The sequence below is a fragment of the Frankia sp. CcI49 genome, from assembly GCF_001983215.1.
GTDB classification, from domain to species: domain Bacteria; phylum Actinomycetota; class Actinomycetes; order Frankiales; family Frankiaceae; genus Parafrankia; species Parafrankia irregularis.
Genome location: NZ_MOWP01000015.1, coordinates 419,308 through 435,151 on the forward strand (window position 1 = coordinate 419,308; position 15,844 = coordinate 435,151).

General features: G+C 70.3%; 12 protein-coding genes. 11 read left to right on the forward strand and 1 reads right to left on the reverse strand.

The genetic code is table 11. The annotated features are described in order from the left end of the window. Positions 1–6 precede the first annotated feature (6 nt). From CcI49_RS15060 to CcI49_RS15080, 5 genes are all read left to right on the forward strand, one after another. Positions 7–1,470, forward strand: coding sequence for a SagB family peptide dehydrogenase (locus CcI49_RS15060; protein ID WP_054569297.1), 1,464 nt, complete (start codon positions 7–9; stop codon positions 1,468–1,470). Next, positions 1,470–2,270 carry an HlyD family efflux transporter periplasmic adaptor subunit gene (locus tag CcI49_RS15065; RefSeq protein ID WP_076827254.1) on the forward strand — a complete coding sequence of 267 codons (801 nt, stop codon included), beginning with the start codon at positions 1,470–1,472 and terminating at the stop codon, positions 2,268–2,270. Before CcI49_RS15060 ends, CcI49_RS15065 begins: the two co-directional genes overlap by 1 nt. Then, positions 2,267–4,501 carry an NHLP family bacteriocin export ABC transporter peptidase/permease/ATPase subunit gene (locus CcI49_RS15070; RefSeq protein ID WP_241840070.1) on the forward strand — a complete coding sequence of 745 codons (2,235 nt, stop codon included), beginning with the start codon at positions 2,267–2,269 and terminating at the stop codon, positions 4,499–4,501. The genes CcI49_RS15065 and CcI49_RS15070 overlap by 4 nt, the downstream gene beginning before the upstream one ends. 11 nt (positions 4,502–4,512) lie before the next feature. Then, entirely contained in the window at positions 4,513–7,635 is a 3,123-nt protein-coding gene (locus CcI49_RS42560; protein WP_198955541.1) for an ATP-binding cassette domain-containing protein, read from the forward strand. A gap of 71 nt (positions 7,636–7,706) precedes the next feature. Further along, entirely contained in the window at positions 7,707–8,069 is a 363-nt protein-coding gene (locus CcI49_RS15080; protein WP_076827256.1) for a hypothetical protein, read from the forward strand. A 160-nt stretch (positions 8,070–8,229) separates the two neighbouring features. Here the strand turns inward: CcI49_RS15080 and CcI49_RS15085 are convergent, their stop codons facing one another. Continuing rightward, on the reverse strand, positions 8,230–8,835 hold the full coding sequence (locus CcI49_RS15085) for a nuclear transport factor 2 family protein (RefSeq protein ID WP_131831100.1): 606 nt from the start codon (positions 8,833–8,835) through the stop codon (positions 8,230–8,232). Between the two features lie 165 nt (positions 8,836–9,000). Here CcI49_RS15085 and CcI49_RS15090 point away from each other — a divergent pair, with 165 nt between their 5' ends. The 6 genes from CcI49_RS15090 (at position 9,001) to CcI49_RS44145 (ending at position 15,842) form a co-directional block, all read left to right on the forward strand. Then, complete coding sequence (locus CcI49_RS15090) at positions 9,001–9,582, forward strand: TetR/AcrR family transcriptional regulator (RefSeq protein ID WP_054569608.1); 582 nt, start codon at positions 9,001–9,003, stop codon at positions 9,580–9,582. 42 nt (positions 9,583–9,624) lie between these two features. Further along, the gene (locus CcI49_RS15095) at positions 9,625–10,434 is read left to right on the forward strand and encodes a glycerophosphodiester phosphodiesterase (protein WP_076827260.1); all 810 of its coding nucleotides are present in this window, start codon (positions 9,625–9,627) and stop codon (positions 10,432–10,434) included. An 815-nt stretch (positions 10,435–11,249) separates the two neighbouring features. Further along, positions 11,250–12,371, forward strand: coding sequence for a pyridoxal phosphate-dependent aminotransferase (locus tag CcI49_RS15100; protein WP_054569292.1), 1,122 nt, complete (start codon positions 11,250–11,252; stop codon positions 12,369–12,371). Position 12,372: 1 nt separating this feature from the next. Further along, complete coding sequence (locus CcI49_RS15105) at positions 12,373–13,773, forward strand: hypothetical protein (protein WP_076827262.1); 1,401 nt, start codon at positions 12,373–12,375, stop codon at positions 13,771–13,773. Further along, positions 13,766–14,677 (forward strand): fumarylacetoacetate hydrolase family protein, encoded by a 912-nt coding sequence (locus CcI49_RS15110; protein ID WP_076827264.1) that lies wholly within the window; start codon positions 13,766–13,768, stop codon positions 14,675–14,677. The genes CcI49_RS15105 and CcI49_RS15110 overlap by 8 nt, the downstream gene beginning before the upstream one ends. Further along, entirely contained in the window at positions 14,664–15,842 is a 1,179-nt protein-coding gene (locus CcI49_RS44145; RefSeq protein WP_076827266.1) for a TauD/TfdA family dioxygenase, read from the forward strand. Before CcI49_RS15110 ends, CcI49_RS44145 begins: the two co-directional genes overlap by 14 nt. Positions 15,843–15,844: the final 2 nt, after the last annotated feature.

The following is a 15,844-nucleotide window of genomic DNA, read 5'->3' on the forward strand; positions in this document are numbered from 1 at the left end:
TCTGCCATGGGCCTGGGCGGCCACGACGCGTACCGCCTCCGACACGACGCGACGGTGACCCTGCGCGAGGACGGTGCCCTTGTCCTGCGGGTCTCGCGGTTCCGACTCGTCCTGGACGACCTCGGTGTCGGCCGGCGCTCGACCCTGCTGCGGATGGCCGAGACCTGGACGACGGACACCGAGATCGGTGAGCTCGTCGCCGCGGTCGAGGGCGAGACCCGGATCCTGCAGGTCCAGGTGCTCGTCCGCGGCCTGCTCGCGCACTCCTGGCTGGGCCGGCGCCGGCAGTTCGACGGCCGGACCCTGCTCGAGCTGATTCCCCGCGGGCTGGGGTCGAACAGCCTGCCCCCGGCGGTGGGCCACGACCCGCGGACCCGCTACCGGCTGTCCAGGTTCGCGCAGCTGCGCAGCGCGGGCGGACGTCTCGTCGCCGAGACCCCGCTGAGCACGCTCGCGGTGGCCGTGCCCGATCCCGCGGTGGTCGGCGCGCTGACCCGGGCGGCCGCGGCGGAGGGCATCGACCTCGGTGGCTTCGCGGGCGGGCTGGGCGCGGACGAGGAGCTGGCCGGCCGGGTCCTCGACGACCTGCTCACCGCCCGGGTGCTGATCAGCGCGACGGCCGCCGAGCAGGAGCACGAGGCGGCGCCGCTGGCCCCCTGGTCACCGGCGGAGCTGGCACTGCACGAACGGTCCCGCCCGGGCCGGCACATCCTGCCGGTCGGCGGCACCTACCCGCTGCGCGGGCGGGTCGAGCCGGAGCCGCTGGCGCGCACCTTCGAGGGCGCCGAGTCCGTGCCGCTGCCGGAGCCCGACCTCGCGCTGGTCGCGAAGACGGACCCGAGCCTCACCGAGGCCATCGCGGCCCGCCGCACGATCCGCCGGCACGACGCCGAGGCGCCGATCACCGTCGCGCAGCTCGCCGAGTTCCTGCACCGGGTGCAGCGCACGACCGTGTCCGGCGAGGAGGGCGGCGCCGAGGTCGGCCAGCGGCCGTACCCGATGGGTGGCGCCCTGTGCGAGCTGGAGGTGTACGCCCTGGTCCACCGCTGCGAGGGGCTGGAGCGGGGCGTCTACCACTACGAGGCGGCCGGGCACCGGCTGGAGCGGCTCGGGCCGCTGGAGGGCGCCGCGACCCGTGCCCTGGAGTACGTCACGGCCTCGGCGCGGTTCACCGAGCCGCCCCAGGTCTACCTGGTGATCACGGCCCGGGTCGGCCGGGTCATGTGGAAGTACGAGGGTTTCGGCTACGCGCTGATCCTCAAGCACGCCGGGGTGCTCACCGAGCTGATGTACCTGGTCGCCACGGCCATGGGGCTGGCGCCCTGCGCCGTCGGTGCCGGCGACGCGACGGCCTTCGCCCGGGCGGCCGGTGTCGACCCGCTCGCCGAGCCCGCCATCGCGGACTTCGTTCTCGGCTCGTGCCCGCAGGAACTCGGACTGTGCCCGCAGGAAAAGGTGGAAGAGAAGTGATGTTCCGACGCCGCGCGCTGCGGCAACTGGACGYCCCTGAGCAGCTGGACGAGGCGATTCGGCTCGCGACCGTGCCGGGCTGGCTGGTCACCGCCGTGCTGGTGGTCGCGGTCGGCGGCGCGGCGGTGTGGGCCACCGTGACGTCGGTGCCGCGCACCGTCGAGGCCCGCGGGGTGATCACCCATTCGGCCGGCGTGTCGAGCCTGGAGGCGACCGCGGCCGGGCTGGTCACCGACGTGTGGGCGGGTGCCGCCACGAACGTGAAGAAGGGCGACCGGCTGTACCGGCTGACCGGCGCCGACGGCTCCGCGCAGGACGTGACGGCTCCCTGGGACGCCTACGTCACGAACTGGCAGGTCCGCCAGGGCCAGCTGCTGCAGCCCGGCATGGCGGTGGCCGAGCTCGTCCGGCTCGACACCCCCGGCGACGGCCTGCTGGCGCGGGTCTACCTGCGTTCCGGCTACGCGCCGATGGTCAGCGTCGGCATGCCGGTCGACGTCGAGGTGGACGCGGCCCCGGCCRCCGTCTTCGGCACGCTGCGCGGCACCATCACCGCGGTCGGCGCCCAGCAGGAGAGCACCGAGACCATCCGGGCGTTCACCGGGAGCTCGGCCGACGTCCCGAGCCTGCTCGACGGCGGCAACGTCATCGCGGTCACCGTCGCGCTCGAGGCCGACGCGGGCAGCGGGCTGCGCTTCTCGAAGGCCCAGCCTCCGTTCGCGCTGACGGCGCTGAGCATGACGACCGCCGAGTTCACCGTCGCCAAGGAACGCCCCGTCGACTGGCTGGTGAGTCGATGAGGCCGCCGTGGCGTGCGGTGCGGCTGCCGTGGCGCGGCGCGAGGGGCGTGCGGCTGCCGTGGCGCGGCGCCGCCGACGCCGAGCGCCGCGACCGGCCGCGCCGCCGCCGGGTCCACACCCCGACGGTGATCCAGATGGAGGCGGTGGAGTGCGGGGCCGCCTCGCTGGGGATCATCCTCGGCTACTTCGGACGGTTCATCCCGCTGGAGCGCCTGCGTGAGACGTGCGGGGTCAGCCGGGACGGCTCGACCGCGTCGAGTGTGCTCAAGGCGGGCCGCCAGCACGGCCTGATCGCGAAGGGCTTCCGGATGGACCTGCCGCAGCTGGCCACCGCCCGGCTGCCCGCCATCCTGTTCTGGAAGTTCGAGCACTTCGTCGTGCTCGAGGGCATGAGCCGGCGCAAGGTGTACATCAACGACCCGGCGACCGGGCCGCGCGCGCTGGGCTGGGACGAGTTCGACGCCTCCTTCACCGGTGTGATCCTCACCTTCGAGCCGGGGCCGGACTTCGCCCGGACGAGCCGGCCCGAGAGCACGCTGCACAAGCTGCTGGCCCGCTGGCGCGGCCTGGGGTCGGTGACCCCGCAGATCCTGCTGCTCGGCCTGCTGGTGGCGCTCGTCGGCCTCACCACCTCGATGTTCACCCGGATGTTCGTCGACCGGGTGCTGCTGGCCGGCGACTCCGGCGCGGTCGTCGGCCTGGTCGCGGCGATGGGCGCCGCGGTCGGCCTCACCCTCGTCGCGAGCACGCTGCAGCAGCGCCTGCTGCTGCGCGCCGACAGCGTGCTCGCGCTCAGCAGCGCCGCCCGGTTCTTCCGGCGGCTGCTGCGGCTGCCGGTGGCCTTCTTCAGCCAGCGCCAGGCCGCCGACCTCGGCCAGCGGGTGCGGGTCAACAACGTCGTCGCCGACATGCTGACCCGCCACGTCGCGGTGAGCGTCGTCGACACCGTCCTCGTGCTCACCTACGGGGCGCTGCTGTGCTGGTACGACCTGCTGCTCGGGGCGATAGCGCTGGGCTTCTCCGGGCTCAACGTCGTCGTCCTGCGCTGGACGGCGCGCCGCCGCACGAGCGCCGTCGCCGGCCTGCAGGCCGAGCGCGGAAAGCTGATCACCGCCGCCTACACGTCGATCCTGATGATCGAGTCGGTGAAGGCGGCGGGGGAGGAGGAGCACGCGTTCCGCCGCTTCGCCGCCCGCCAGGCGGCGGTGCTCTCCGGCCAGCAGAAGCTCGGCGTGCCGACGGCGGTCATCTCCGTCGTGCCCGCGCTGCTCGCCGCGCTGAACACCGCGCTGCTGCTCGGGCTCGGCAGCTCCCGGGTCTCCGCCGGCACGATCACCATCGGCCTGCTCGTCGCGATGCAGGGCCTGATCGCGGCGATGAACCGGCCGATCAGCGAGCTCGCCGGGCTCGCGACCCGGCTGGAGAACATGAGCGCCGACCTCAACCGGGTGCACGACGTCGAGCGCTACCCGGACCCGGCGGGGCGCGCGCACACCGGCCCGTGGGGGCGGATGTCGGGCCATCTGCGGCTGGAGAACCTGACCTTCGGCTACAACCCGCTCGCCGAGCCGCTGCTGCGCGACTTCAGCCTCGACATCGCCCCCGGCCGGCGGGTGGCGCTGGTGGGCGCGTCCGGCAGCGGGAAGTCGACGGTCGGCCGGATCGTGGCGGGGCTGTTCGCCCCCTGGTCGGGCAGCGTCACGATCGACGGCCGCACGGTGAACGACACCGACGCCCAGCTGTGGGCCTCCTCCGTCGCCCTCGTCGACCAGGACCAGGTCTTCTTCGACGACAGCATCCGCAACAACCTCACCCTCTGGGACGGCACCATCACCGACGAAGAGCTCGCGGAGGCGCTGCGGGACGCGTGCGTGTACGACACGGTCACCGCCCGGCCCGGCGGCCTCGCCGCACCGGTCCGGGAAGGCGGCAAGAACTTCTCCGGCGGGCAGCGCCAGCGCCTGGAGATCGCCCGGGCGCTCGTCCGACGCCCGTCCCTGCTCGTGCTCGACGAGGCGACCAGCGCGCTGGACCCGGCCACCGAGCTGGTCGTCGACCACAACCTGCGGCGCCGCGGCTCCACCTGTCTCATCGTCGCCCACCGGCTGTCGACCATCCGCGACAGCGACCTGATCGTGGTCCTCGACCGCGGCCGGGAGATCGAGCGCGGCACCCACAGCGACCTCATGGCCCGGGGCGGGCACTACGCCGGCCTCGTCCGTCAGCAGTGAGAGGGACGGACATGACGGACATCCAGACCACGCCCACCGAGCCCACGCCTGCGCGGACCCCGGCGCGGACGGTGCCGTCCGCGGTGGGCTCGGCCGCGTCGGAGGCGTCCAGGTTCCTGGACGGGAAGCGGGCCGCCTACCTCGTCGACAGCGGAGCGGCGGACCTGTTCGCGGTGCGCCAGACCGACGACGGTTCCGCGGCGCTGCGCAACCCGGTCGCCCGGCTGCCCGCCGGCAGTGTCCTGCACACCTGCGCGGCCACCGGGACCTGGCGGCTGCTGCTCGTCCCGCTCCCGGGCACCCGGCTGCGCGAGATCTCCCACGAGCGGCTGCGGCGGCTGCGGCAGATGGTGCGCGACGCCGACCAGCCCTCCGGTGCCGACTCGCCGGGGGCGACGGTGCGGTCGGCCGCGCTCGGCTTCACCGTCGGTGTGGACCGGGGCCTGCTGGCGATCGCGACGGCGCTCGGCCGGGGGTCGCCGCCGCGCGGCACCACGATCATCCAGCCGGGTTCACAGCCCACCCTCGCCGCCGGCGACGCCCTCGCCGCGAACGGCTCCGTCACCTGGCTGACCCCGCTGGACGGCCAGCTGCTCCCGGACGACGACACCCCCGCGGCCGACACCCCCGCGGCCGACACGGCCGGGACCGACACGGCCGGGACCGACACCGCGCCGGTCGCCCTCGTCGGCCGGGACTGGGTGGTCGCGCGGACCGCCTGCACCCTGCGCAGCGAGACCACCCTCGATCTGCTGCGCTCCGGCCAGCTGTGGGAGGTGCTCGAGAACCACGGTGCCCGGGTGCTCGCCGCCGCCGAACGCCGGATCCGGGAGGCGGAGGCGGAGCACCTGCGCCGGCTCGACGACCGCCACCGGGTGAACGCCGCCGTCGTCCGCAACGCGGCCCGCCAGTCGCTGCGCGTGCTGGGGATCGGCGCGCACCGGGTGCGGCTCGGGGACGCCCCGGTCACCGAGGTGGACCGCCTCGCCCGCGGCGCCGCGGTGCTGCGCGTCGTCACCGGCGACCCGGAGCTCGTCCGGGAACCGGTCGACCGCGGGCAGGAGCCACGCGACGAACGGGAGGCCCTGCTCGCCGTCGCCCGCAGCTCGGCGCTCTACACCCGGGAGCTCGCGCTGCCGGCGGGCTGGTGGCGGCGTGACTTCGGCCCGCTGGTGATCTGGCGTCCGATCGGGGAGCAACCCGAGCTCGACCCCGTCGACGAACGGCCGGTGCTGGCGCTGCCGGCGGTGTTCCGCCGCGGCCGCTACCACACCGTCGACCCGGACACCCTCGCGCGCACCCCGGTAGGACGTGCCGAGGCGGCCGGCTTCGCCGAGCACGCGCTGACCGTCCAGCTGCCGATGCCACCGGGCGGGGGCCTGCGCGGCCTGCTCGGCGCCGGGGTGCGCGGCGCCCGCCGGGACGCCGCCGGGGTGCTGCTCACCGGGCTGCTCGTCGCGGCGCTGGGCCTGGCCACCCCGCTGGTCACCGGCGACGTCCTCGGCCGGCTCGCCGCCGGCGGCGGCTCCGACCGGCTGCTGGAGGTCTCCGCGCTGTTCGTGGTGACCGCGCTGGTCGCGGCCATGGTCGGCGTCATCAACAACCTGATGTTCCTGCGCCTGGAGGGCCGGCTGGAACGCGACACCCAGATCGCCGCCTGGGACCGGTTGATGCGGCTGCCGCTGCGCTTCTTCGGCAGCACCAGCAGCGGCGAGCTGACCAGCATGGTCATGGGGATCACCTTCGTCCGGGAGGCGCTCGGCGGGCTGCTCGCCCAGGCGCTGTCCGCCGGACTGGTGATCGTCATGGTCGTCGTGCTGCTGTTCGCGGTCGACGCCGCCGTCGCCGGGCTCGCGCTCGCCGTGGTGGCCGCGGTGGCGCTGATGACCGTGGTGCTCGGCGCGGTCGTGGTGCGCAGGCAGCGGCGCGCGCTGCCCGCCGAGCACCGGATCGCCGCGCTGACCAACCAGATCATCGACGGCATCACCAAGGTCAAGCTGGCCGCGGCCGAGGACCGCGCCTACGCGCAGTGGGCCGGGGTCAACACGACCGCCGAATGGGGCATGCGCCGGGTGCGCGGCGTGCAGGCGATGCTGCTGGCGATGACGGCGGCGATCCCCACCGCCGGCCAGCTGCTCCTGCTGGCGGTGCTCGCCGGGCCGCTGGCCGGACGGATCGGCACGGCGCAGTTCTTCGTGGTGAACGCGGCGTTCCTGATGCTCATGGGCATGCTGATGGTGCTCGTCAACGCCGGCGTCGAGGCGCTGGCGCTGCTGCCGCGGATCGAGGATCTCGCGCTGGTCGCCGACACCGAGGTCGAACGGCGTGCCGACCGGGTCGACCCGGGTGAGCTGCGCGGCGGGATCGAGCTCGCCGACGTCAGCTTCGCCTACTCCGACGACGGGCCGATGGTGCTCGACCGGCTCTCACTGCAGATCCAGCCGGGCCAGTTCGTCGCGATCGTCGGGCCCAGCGGCTGCGGCAAGTCCACCCTGCTGCGCCTGCTGCTCGGCTTCGACCAGCCGCTGGCGGGCTCGGTGCTCTACGACCGCCAGGACCTCAGCGAGCTCGACGTCACCGCGGTGCGCCGCCAGTGCGGTGTCGTCCTGCAGAACGGGCAGCTGTTCGCCGGCTCCATCCGGGAGAACATCGCCGGGGCGGCCGACTACCCGCTCGACCGGCTGTGGGACGCGGCGCGGATGGCCGGCATCGACACCGACATCGCGGATCTGCCGATGGGGATGGCCACCGTGCTCCCGTTCGGCGGCGGCACCCTGTCGGTCGGGCAGCGCCAGCGGCTGCTGATCGCCCGGGCGCTGGTCGGCCGGCCCCGCATCCTCTTCTTCGACGAGGCGACGAGCGCACTGGACAACCGCACCCAGGAGATCGTCACCACCAGCACCCGGGCGCTGGCCGCCACCCGGGTGGTCATCGCGCACCGGCTGTCCACCATCGCGGACGCCGATCTGATCATCGTGCTCGACCGGGGCAGGGTCGTGCAGCAGGGCCGGTACGCGGACCTGATCGCCGACTCCGGCGGCATGTTCGCCGAACTCGCCCGCCGGCAGCTCCTCGACGACGCCGACACCGATGCCGACACCGACGTCGCCGCCGGGGGCCAGCCACAACCGTGACACCCGAGGGCCGGTCCGGTCCGTCCACTCCGGACGGACCGGACCACCCACCGATCCGAAGGAGGATTCAGGTGACACCACGGGAGCGGGCGGTCTTCGTCGCCGCCTACACCAACCTCGTCGTCGACGTGTGGTCCAACCCGCACAGCGAGCGCCAGCTCGCCGACGACCCGCGCGGGCTGCTCGCCCGTCACGGCGTGCCGCTGCCGGCCGGGACACGTGTCGTCGCGGTCCGGGACGTCGCCGGCAGCGAGCCGGACCTCGACGTCCAGGTGCGGTACTGGCAGGAGGCGACGTCCACCGGGGAACTGCGCCTCGTCGTGCCGGCGCTCACCGAGCTGGCCACGGCCGAGCTCGACGAGGCCGAGCTGGACAGCGTGGTGGCCGGCGTGCAGTCGACCTGCGCCTGCTGCTGCCCCTGCTGCTGCAGCTGAACGCCACTGCGGCTGCCTCTGACCCTTGGCCGGCCGAGCTCTCGGCCGCTCCTGCCGAGCAAGAGCTGAGGATTGTGGTTGTCGGAACGACCGCGATCCTCAGCTCTTCGAACCGCCGCTTTGAACCGCCGCCTCGAACCGCCGCCTCGAACCGCCGGGTTCAGCCGGCAGCCGGTGACCGCCGGGCGCCGGAATCATCGGGAACGCACAGCGGCAGGCCGAAGCTCGCGCAGATCGTGATCGGGTTCGTGTATTCCTCCACCTGGGTGATCAGGTCTTCTCGCCAGTCGAGGCGGAAGACATACGTGTTCCGGTACGGTTTTCCGGCGGCGGTGACGAAGTCGCCGTCGGCCTGCATGAACGATGTCGCCCCGTCGCCGGTGACGCTCACCCGGGTGTCGGTGAAACGGACCGTGCTCACCATGGTGGAGATCTGCCGGAGGTTGGCCAGTGCCGCCGCCCGGTCGCCGAAGTACGACTGGTCGGCCCGATCACCCGAGAAGCTCATCGCGACCCGCCAGGTGGCGTCGGGCGCCAGCATCGCCTCCATGGTCGCCGTGTCGCGCCGTTCCATCGCGAGAAAGAAGTCCATCGTCCGCTGCCGTGCGGCCTCGGGCTGATCCTTCGGGGCCCCGGTCGCCCGAGCTGACGTCGTGTACGGGCTGGATTCCTCCTCGGCTGGGCCGGAAGTGCCGGCGCAGCTGGACAGAGTGGCAATCACAAGGGTTCCCAGCAGGGTGGCGAGAAGCGTGGGTGATCGGAACATCCATTTCGCCGGCACGGCAGGCAGCGCCTTTCGGGGAAGTAGTGAAGAGAACCTCGGGTGCGGTATTTCCCGGCATCCCGGTTGACGCTGTCAACCATAGGCGATCGTGGTTGACAGCGTCAACCTGCTGGTCGTCCTATGCTTGCCGCATGGCTGCGGGTGAGCATGGCTGCGGGTGAAACGGGGGAGGCGCTGGTCGCCGCCGCTGTCGCGCTGCTCGACGAGGGCGGCCCAGGTGCGGTGACCCTGCGCGAGGTCGGGCGCCGGGCCGGGGTCTCGCACAACGCGCCCTACAAGCACTTCGCCGACAAGGAGGCGCTGCTGGCCGCCGTGGCGGCCCGGGAGCTCGCCGGCCAGGGCCGGGCCGTCCGCGATCGGCTGGCCGGGCCGCAGCCGCCGGGCGGCGTGGTCCGGTCGATCATGCATGCCTACGTCGCCTGGGCGCTGGCGTATCCGGCCCGGTTCAAGCTCGTCTACGGCGCGTGGACCAGAGGCTCGGCGGAGCTGGGCGAGGCGGCCGCCGCGACCCGATCGGCGTTCGTGTCGGCGGTCGCCGAGGCCCAACAGGCCGGCCAGCTCCCGGCAGGGGATCCCGAACGGCTGACCGCGCTACTGCTCGCGCTCGCCCACGGCGCTGTCGACCTCGCGCTCGCCGGTCACCTCGCCGCTGCCGGCAAGGGCCGCGCGAATCCGTCCGACCTGGTGGACGATCTGCTTACCTACCTCGGGCCGCCCACCTCGGCCTGATCGCCAGGCCAGCCGGCCCGAGGGCAGTCGAAAGGGGAGTCGGTGCGGCGTCTGGAGTTTCTGGATCATCCGGGCCCCATCCCGTTCGCGCACCGCGGGGGCAGGGGGAACTGGCCGGAGAACTCCTGGCCCGCCTTCGAGAACGCGGTCGGGCTCGGCTACCGGTACCTCGAGACCGACGTCCGGGCGACGAGCGACGGGGTCGTGCTGCTCCTGCACGACGAGACCCTCGACAGGGTGACGGACTCGACCGGGCCGATCAGTTCGCTGACCTGTCGGGAGGCGGCCGGGATCAGGCTCCGCTCGCCCGGGAACGCCCACCAGCCCGGYGCGGAGGCGGACCAGGAGATCCCGCGGCTGGACCAGCTGCTCGACCGGTGGCCCGACATCCGCGTGAACATCGACATCAAGGAGCCGGGCGCCGTGGCTCCCACCGTTGACGTCATCCGGCGGGCGAACGCCGTGAGCAGGGTCTGCGTCACCTCCTTCCGGGACGCCACGATCCGCCAGGCGCGCGGCCTGCTCGGCGAGAGCCTCTGCGTCGGCGGCGGGACCAGGGTCGTCGGGTCCCTACGCCTGCAGAGCCTGTTGCCTGCGGCCGCCCAACGTGGGCGACTGCGCGCGAGGGCCGATGTCGTGCAGGTCCCGACGGCCTTCCGTGGTGTGCCCGTATGTGACGCGCGCTTCGTGCGCTGCGCGACACGGCTCGGCGTACCGGTGCATGCCTGGACGATCAACGACACCGACGAGATGGAGAGGCTGCTGGCTCTGGGCGTCCAGGGACTGATCACCGACCATCCGGAAGCGCTGAAAGCCCATCTCGTCAGCCGCGGCCAGTGGTGGGGGGCCTAGCGCTGGAATCCGGGAACGGCCGCCCGCCCAAGCCGGCCTATCCGGACCCGCCCCACAGCCTGAAAGCGCTGGTCCTGGCCGCGGGACGGAGCAAGGCACGGTGGGCCACCCGGCGGTCTGCCACCCACCACGGTCCGGACAAGCCAGCGCCGCGGTCCGGCACTCACGATTCCTCGCCCCGCGGTCCGCCTCGCCGCCCGGGGTGTCTCCCGGGACATCGACTGACCGGAACAGCGGCCGTTCGGCGAATGGTGCCCCGGCCAGCCCGAATCCACCGACTACCGGCTGTTCACCCTGCCCCCGAAGTGCCGCTGCGTTGCCTCGTCCGGATCGCGAAACCATGCCAGCGGATCGAGCACGACTGTCTGACCGGCGCCTGCCACACCTGCCACCAACCGCACGAACCGTGATCCACAGCGCGCATCACGGCAACCGGAGCCACCTAACCAAAGTCCCACTAGATCATCGATCTCACGTGCGCCAACGCGCGGACTCTGCTTTGGCCCCGACGCCGACCTGCCGGAAGAAACCGGCCACATGGGACAAGCCCTTAGTCGGACGGCCTACCGGTCTCACCTTGTTGGGCGAGCGGATCACGCCCCGTCGCGTGGATGCTCTTGCTACCCTCGACCGATATCGCTAAGATATCGGATACCGCCCTAGATGCGCCGGAACGGGGGAGAGCGCATGGGGATCGACCGTGCTGATTTCGTTAAAGACAGTTCAGGCCTGGCTGGCCGCAGCATCGACGAACCGATTTTCGGTCGGCCTGACCGGGACGCACCGGGCAGGCCACCGAATGCCAAAACGGGCCCATGCGGAACCTGACCGAGCGGGAGGCGGCGGTTCTCGCGGCGGCGGACAACCTCGCCGACGGCCACGCCTACAGAACACCTTCGCCAACCGAGGCCGCCATACTCCGGTCAGCCGGCGAGATGCTTCTTTCGGTCGATCGGCGCGATCTGGCGACGCTCGAAGGGGAATATCTCCAGGCCTTCTTCGCTCTCGGCCACCAGAGCCTCGATCCAAGCGCCTTCAGTGTGTTCCAGTGCCTGTCGGCGTCCATGGCGCTGGAAATCATCGGTAATTATTGCCGGCTGGCTCGGATATCCGTCTCGCTGGTCGAGCCCTGCTTCGACAACCTCAGTGATATCCTCAAGAGGCACGGCGTTCCTCTGCGTCCGATCCCGGACGCGCTGTTCGCTGATCCGGCCGCGCTGATCCGCAGGCTGGAGGAGGACCAGTGCGACGCCGTCCTCCTCGTCAGTCCCAACAATCCGTCTGGTCGCCACCTCAGCGAGGCCGCGTTCCGCGCGGTAGTCGACCACTGCGCACACCACCGCAAGATATTCGCCCTCGATGCGTGCTTTCGCTTCTACCTGCCAGAGGAGCATGTCTACGACCAGTATGCTCTGCTCGCCGCCTCCGGTGCCGACTGGGTGGTGGTGGAGGACACGGGCAAGACTTGGCCCACTCAGGAGGTCAAGGCGCCCTTCTTTGCCGCATCGCGCTCCCTCGCAAGCAGCCTTGGGGCGATCTACAGCGACTTCCTGCTGCTCGGATCGCCTTTCGCGATGAGGCTGCTCACCGAACTTGTTCGCGCGTCGTCGGACGACGGACTGGACTCTGTTCGTCGGATCGTCAGGAGTAATCGTGAAGTCCTCGACGCCTGCCTCGCAGGCACGGCCCTGCGGTCCGTCGGCGAATCCTTCATGAGCGTCTCCTGGCTGGCGGTCGAACCGCCGGCGACTGCGGAGGAGTTCTGCGCGCTCCTGGCACGCAGGGGGGTGCATGTTCTACCTGGGGGACCCTTCTTCTGGTCGGACCCGACGCAGGGCGCGCGCTTCCTGCGTGTATCGCTGGTCCGGGATCCGGAAAGTTTCCGTAGATCCGCCGAGGTGATCGCACAGACCTGCCGGGCCCGAGCCGAGGTCTGAGGTGGCGGACATCCGCGCTGCCGATCTGGTTCACGACTGGAATGGCGAAGCCCCGGTAGCGCTCACCGCGATCACCTTTGAAGAGGACTTCCGGGACACCCTGCAGAGCGTTCGTGTCGCCCGCCCTTCGACGCGGGAGCGTTGCCGTCTTGTCGATCTCAGCGCGCAGACCGGAGTGCGGCTGCTGTTCATCGGATTTCCCGCGGTGTCAGCCCAGGAACGAGACCAGTGCGTCGGCGTGGTCAGGCATCTGGCAGCCACGGGCAGTCCCGCTGAGCCGATACTCATGGCACGCGTGCTGCAGGCCGACCTCGATGCGGTGAAGGCCGTCGAGCAGGACGCCGGCAGCGCGGTTACTGTCGATCTTTACATCAGTACCAGCAAACTCCGGGCAGTCGTCGAGGGCCGTCCGATCGACGACCAGCGAGCCCGTCTCCGCCACGTCGCCCGGCAGGCGACCAGGAATGGCATGACCTTCCGCATCGCGTTCGAGGACTCGTCGCGCACATCACCCGCAGTCCTGCGCGACGCCGTGGCCGAGGCGGCGCATCTGGGCGCGTGTGCGGTGGTTCTCAATGACACGGTCGGGGCCGCCCTGCCGCATGGAGCGGCCACGCAGGTCGCCTTCGTACGTGCCATCTTCCAGGACGCGGGCGTGGACCTTCCGATAGCGTGGCACGGCCACAACGACACAGGGCTGGCACTCGCCAATGCCCTGGCCGCGGTTTCCGCCGGGGCGAGTCAGGTGAGCGGAACCTTTCTCGGTATCGGCGAACGTACCGGAAACATTCCGCTCGAGCAGCTCATGTGGCTGGCGCATGAGGCCGGTCATCCGTACGTGCGCCCCGAACTCCTCCCAGGAATGTGCGCTGCCGTCGGTGCCGCGCTGCGGATCGAGGTGCCACCGCAACAGCCGCTGGTCGGCTCCGATGCTTTCAGCACCTCGACGGGCACACACGCGGCCGCGGTAACCAAGGCGAGTGGACTCGGCGCAGACTTCGAGGATCTCGTGTATTCTGCCGTAAAAGCGCGATCACTCGGCCGCACCCAGGAAATACTCCTCGGACCCAACAGCGGTCGCGCCGCGGTCGAACACGTACTCCGTGCGCAGGGTCACGAATCATCGCCGGAGACCATTGCGCATGTTCTGCTGCACTGCAAAAGAACAATGACCGTCCTGCGGTCACGTGAACACTTGTTGTCTGTCATTCACCGTAAATCGTCAGACCCGGACACCGCGCGACGGGGCCAGGGGGCGACGACCAGCGAGCCCGCGGCCGACATGCGCAGAATATCTGACACGGATCGGAGCCCCGATGCGTCTCGTGAACTACCGGATACCAGGCCAGGGCCAGCGGCATCCGTCATCCGTCGGCGTTCTGCTCGACGGCCGGGTGGGTGACGTCAACACCATCCTGAACAGGTCATCGGTGGGGGGCTGTGACGGCCGGCGAGAACGTTACCAGTCGCTGGACGAAGTGTTGCGAGCTGGGATTCTCGGGGAGATCTCGGGCGCCTTGGAAAATCACGAGGACGACAGCAGGCCGCGGCGCGAGAACTGGATCGAGCTGTCCTCGTTGCGGCTGCTGCCAACGGTACTTCACCCCACCAAGGTGATCGGGGTCGGCATGAATTACCACAGCTTCACCGCCCAGCTCGGAATGGCCGCCCCTTCGCATCCCGTTCTCTTCCACAAAACCTCGTCGGCGTTGTGCGGCCACGGGCAGGAAGTAGTCATCCCGGGAAACACCCGACAGCCTGTTCCGGAAGGTGAGCTCGCAGTTGTCATCGGTCGGCGCGCGGATCGCATCGCCCCGTCGGAGGCGGACCGCCACATCGCCGGCTATACGTGCGCAAACGACATCAGCGCGCGAGACCTGGAGTTTCAGACATCGCAGTGGACCAATGGCAAGATGCTGCCGACGTTCGGACCGCTGGGGCCGGCGCTGGTGACCCCGGACGAGATCGACGACATCGGCAATCTCGAGCTCCGAACGGTACTCAACGGCATCACAGTTCAACACGGAAACACCGGGAACATGGTGTTCCCGGTGCGGGAGCTCATCAGCCTGATCTCCATGCTGGTAACCCTCGAGCCCGGGGATGTCGTCCTCACCGGAACGCCTTCCGATCTTGGTGCGAACACACCTCCGACATTTCTCTCTCCGGGGGACATGGTAGAGGTTCGGATTGCAGGTCTAGGTCACTTGAAAAACCCGGTCGTCGCAGCAGGGGTACCGCAGAGGGATCCGTACTCCAAGGGGTACCGTCATTCTTTCCCGAAGGTAGATCATGGAATATTCTGACGATCCTCCAGTAATTCGATCCTATCTCGCGGAACGAGACTCGCTCATTATAGAATGGAACACCGGGCAGGCGTCGAGATTTCACAACCTTTGGCTGCGCGACAACTGCGCCTGCGCGAGATGCGGGCCGCATGACCGCGGCAGTCGACATCAGCTCCTCCTTGACATTCCAGAGGACATTGCTCCTTCGTCGGTTTCTGTCAGGCATGGGAAACTGAAAGTGGTCTGGTCCCACGGCGGTCACCGGTCCGAGTATGATCCGCTCTGGTTGCATGCGCATTCCTACGGCTCCTCGGTTGTCCGGGGCCGAAACGGCCTCCGCAAAACGCTGTGGGACTCCGCGCTGGGTGAGTGGCCGTCGGTGCGTTGGGACAGGATCTCGAATGATCGCGCCGAACGTCACCGTCTGCATGCATGTGTGGTCGAATTCGGGTTCGTCCTCGTCCGCGGGCTCGGCACCGAGAACGACGCGATCGAGCGTCTCGGGGAGGAGATCGGATATATCCGGGAGACGCACTACGGCCGGGTATTCGACCTCGTCACCCGGGTGAGGCCCACTATCCTGGCCGACCTGGCAGGCTCGTTACCACCACACACAGACGAAGTCTATCGATCGGTGCCGACCGGCATCAACATCTTCCACTGCATCACATCGAGCCCGGACGGCGGAGGCATATCCCAGCTGGTGGACGGTCATCGCGTCGCCGCGCATCTCGAAGAGCACCATCCGGATGATTTCGAACTGCTGACCCGGGTTCCGGTGCGCCACGAGCGGCGCATACAGGGGCAGGTGATTATCGCCGAGAACCCGCCTATCACTCTGGACTTCCGCGGCGAGGTGGCAGAGGTCAGACTGAACGAGCGGACCATGACCGCGCTCCGCGCCGACCAGGACCTCATGCTTCCGACCTACCTCGCGCTGCGTATGTTCCTCCGGATCGCCTACGACCCGATTCACCGCATCGAGTACCTCCTGAAACCCGGCGAGGCACTTGTCCTCGACAACCTGAGGGTCCTGCATGGGCGGTCCGCGTACAAGGGAGCGCGACATCTTCGGCAGGCCCAGGTTATGAGGGATGAGTTCTTCGCCAAGTTCACCGCGCTGACAGAGGAGATGGCCGCAGGAGGTGACGGTGGCCACTATGAGGATGCGAGCACCTCGTAGCT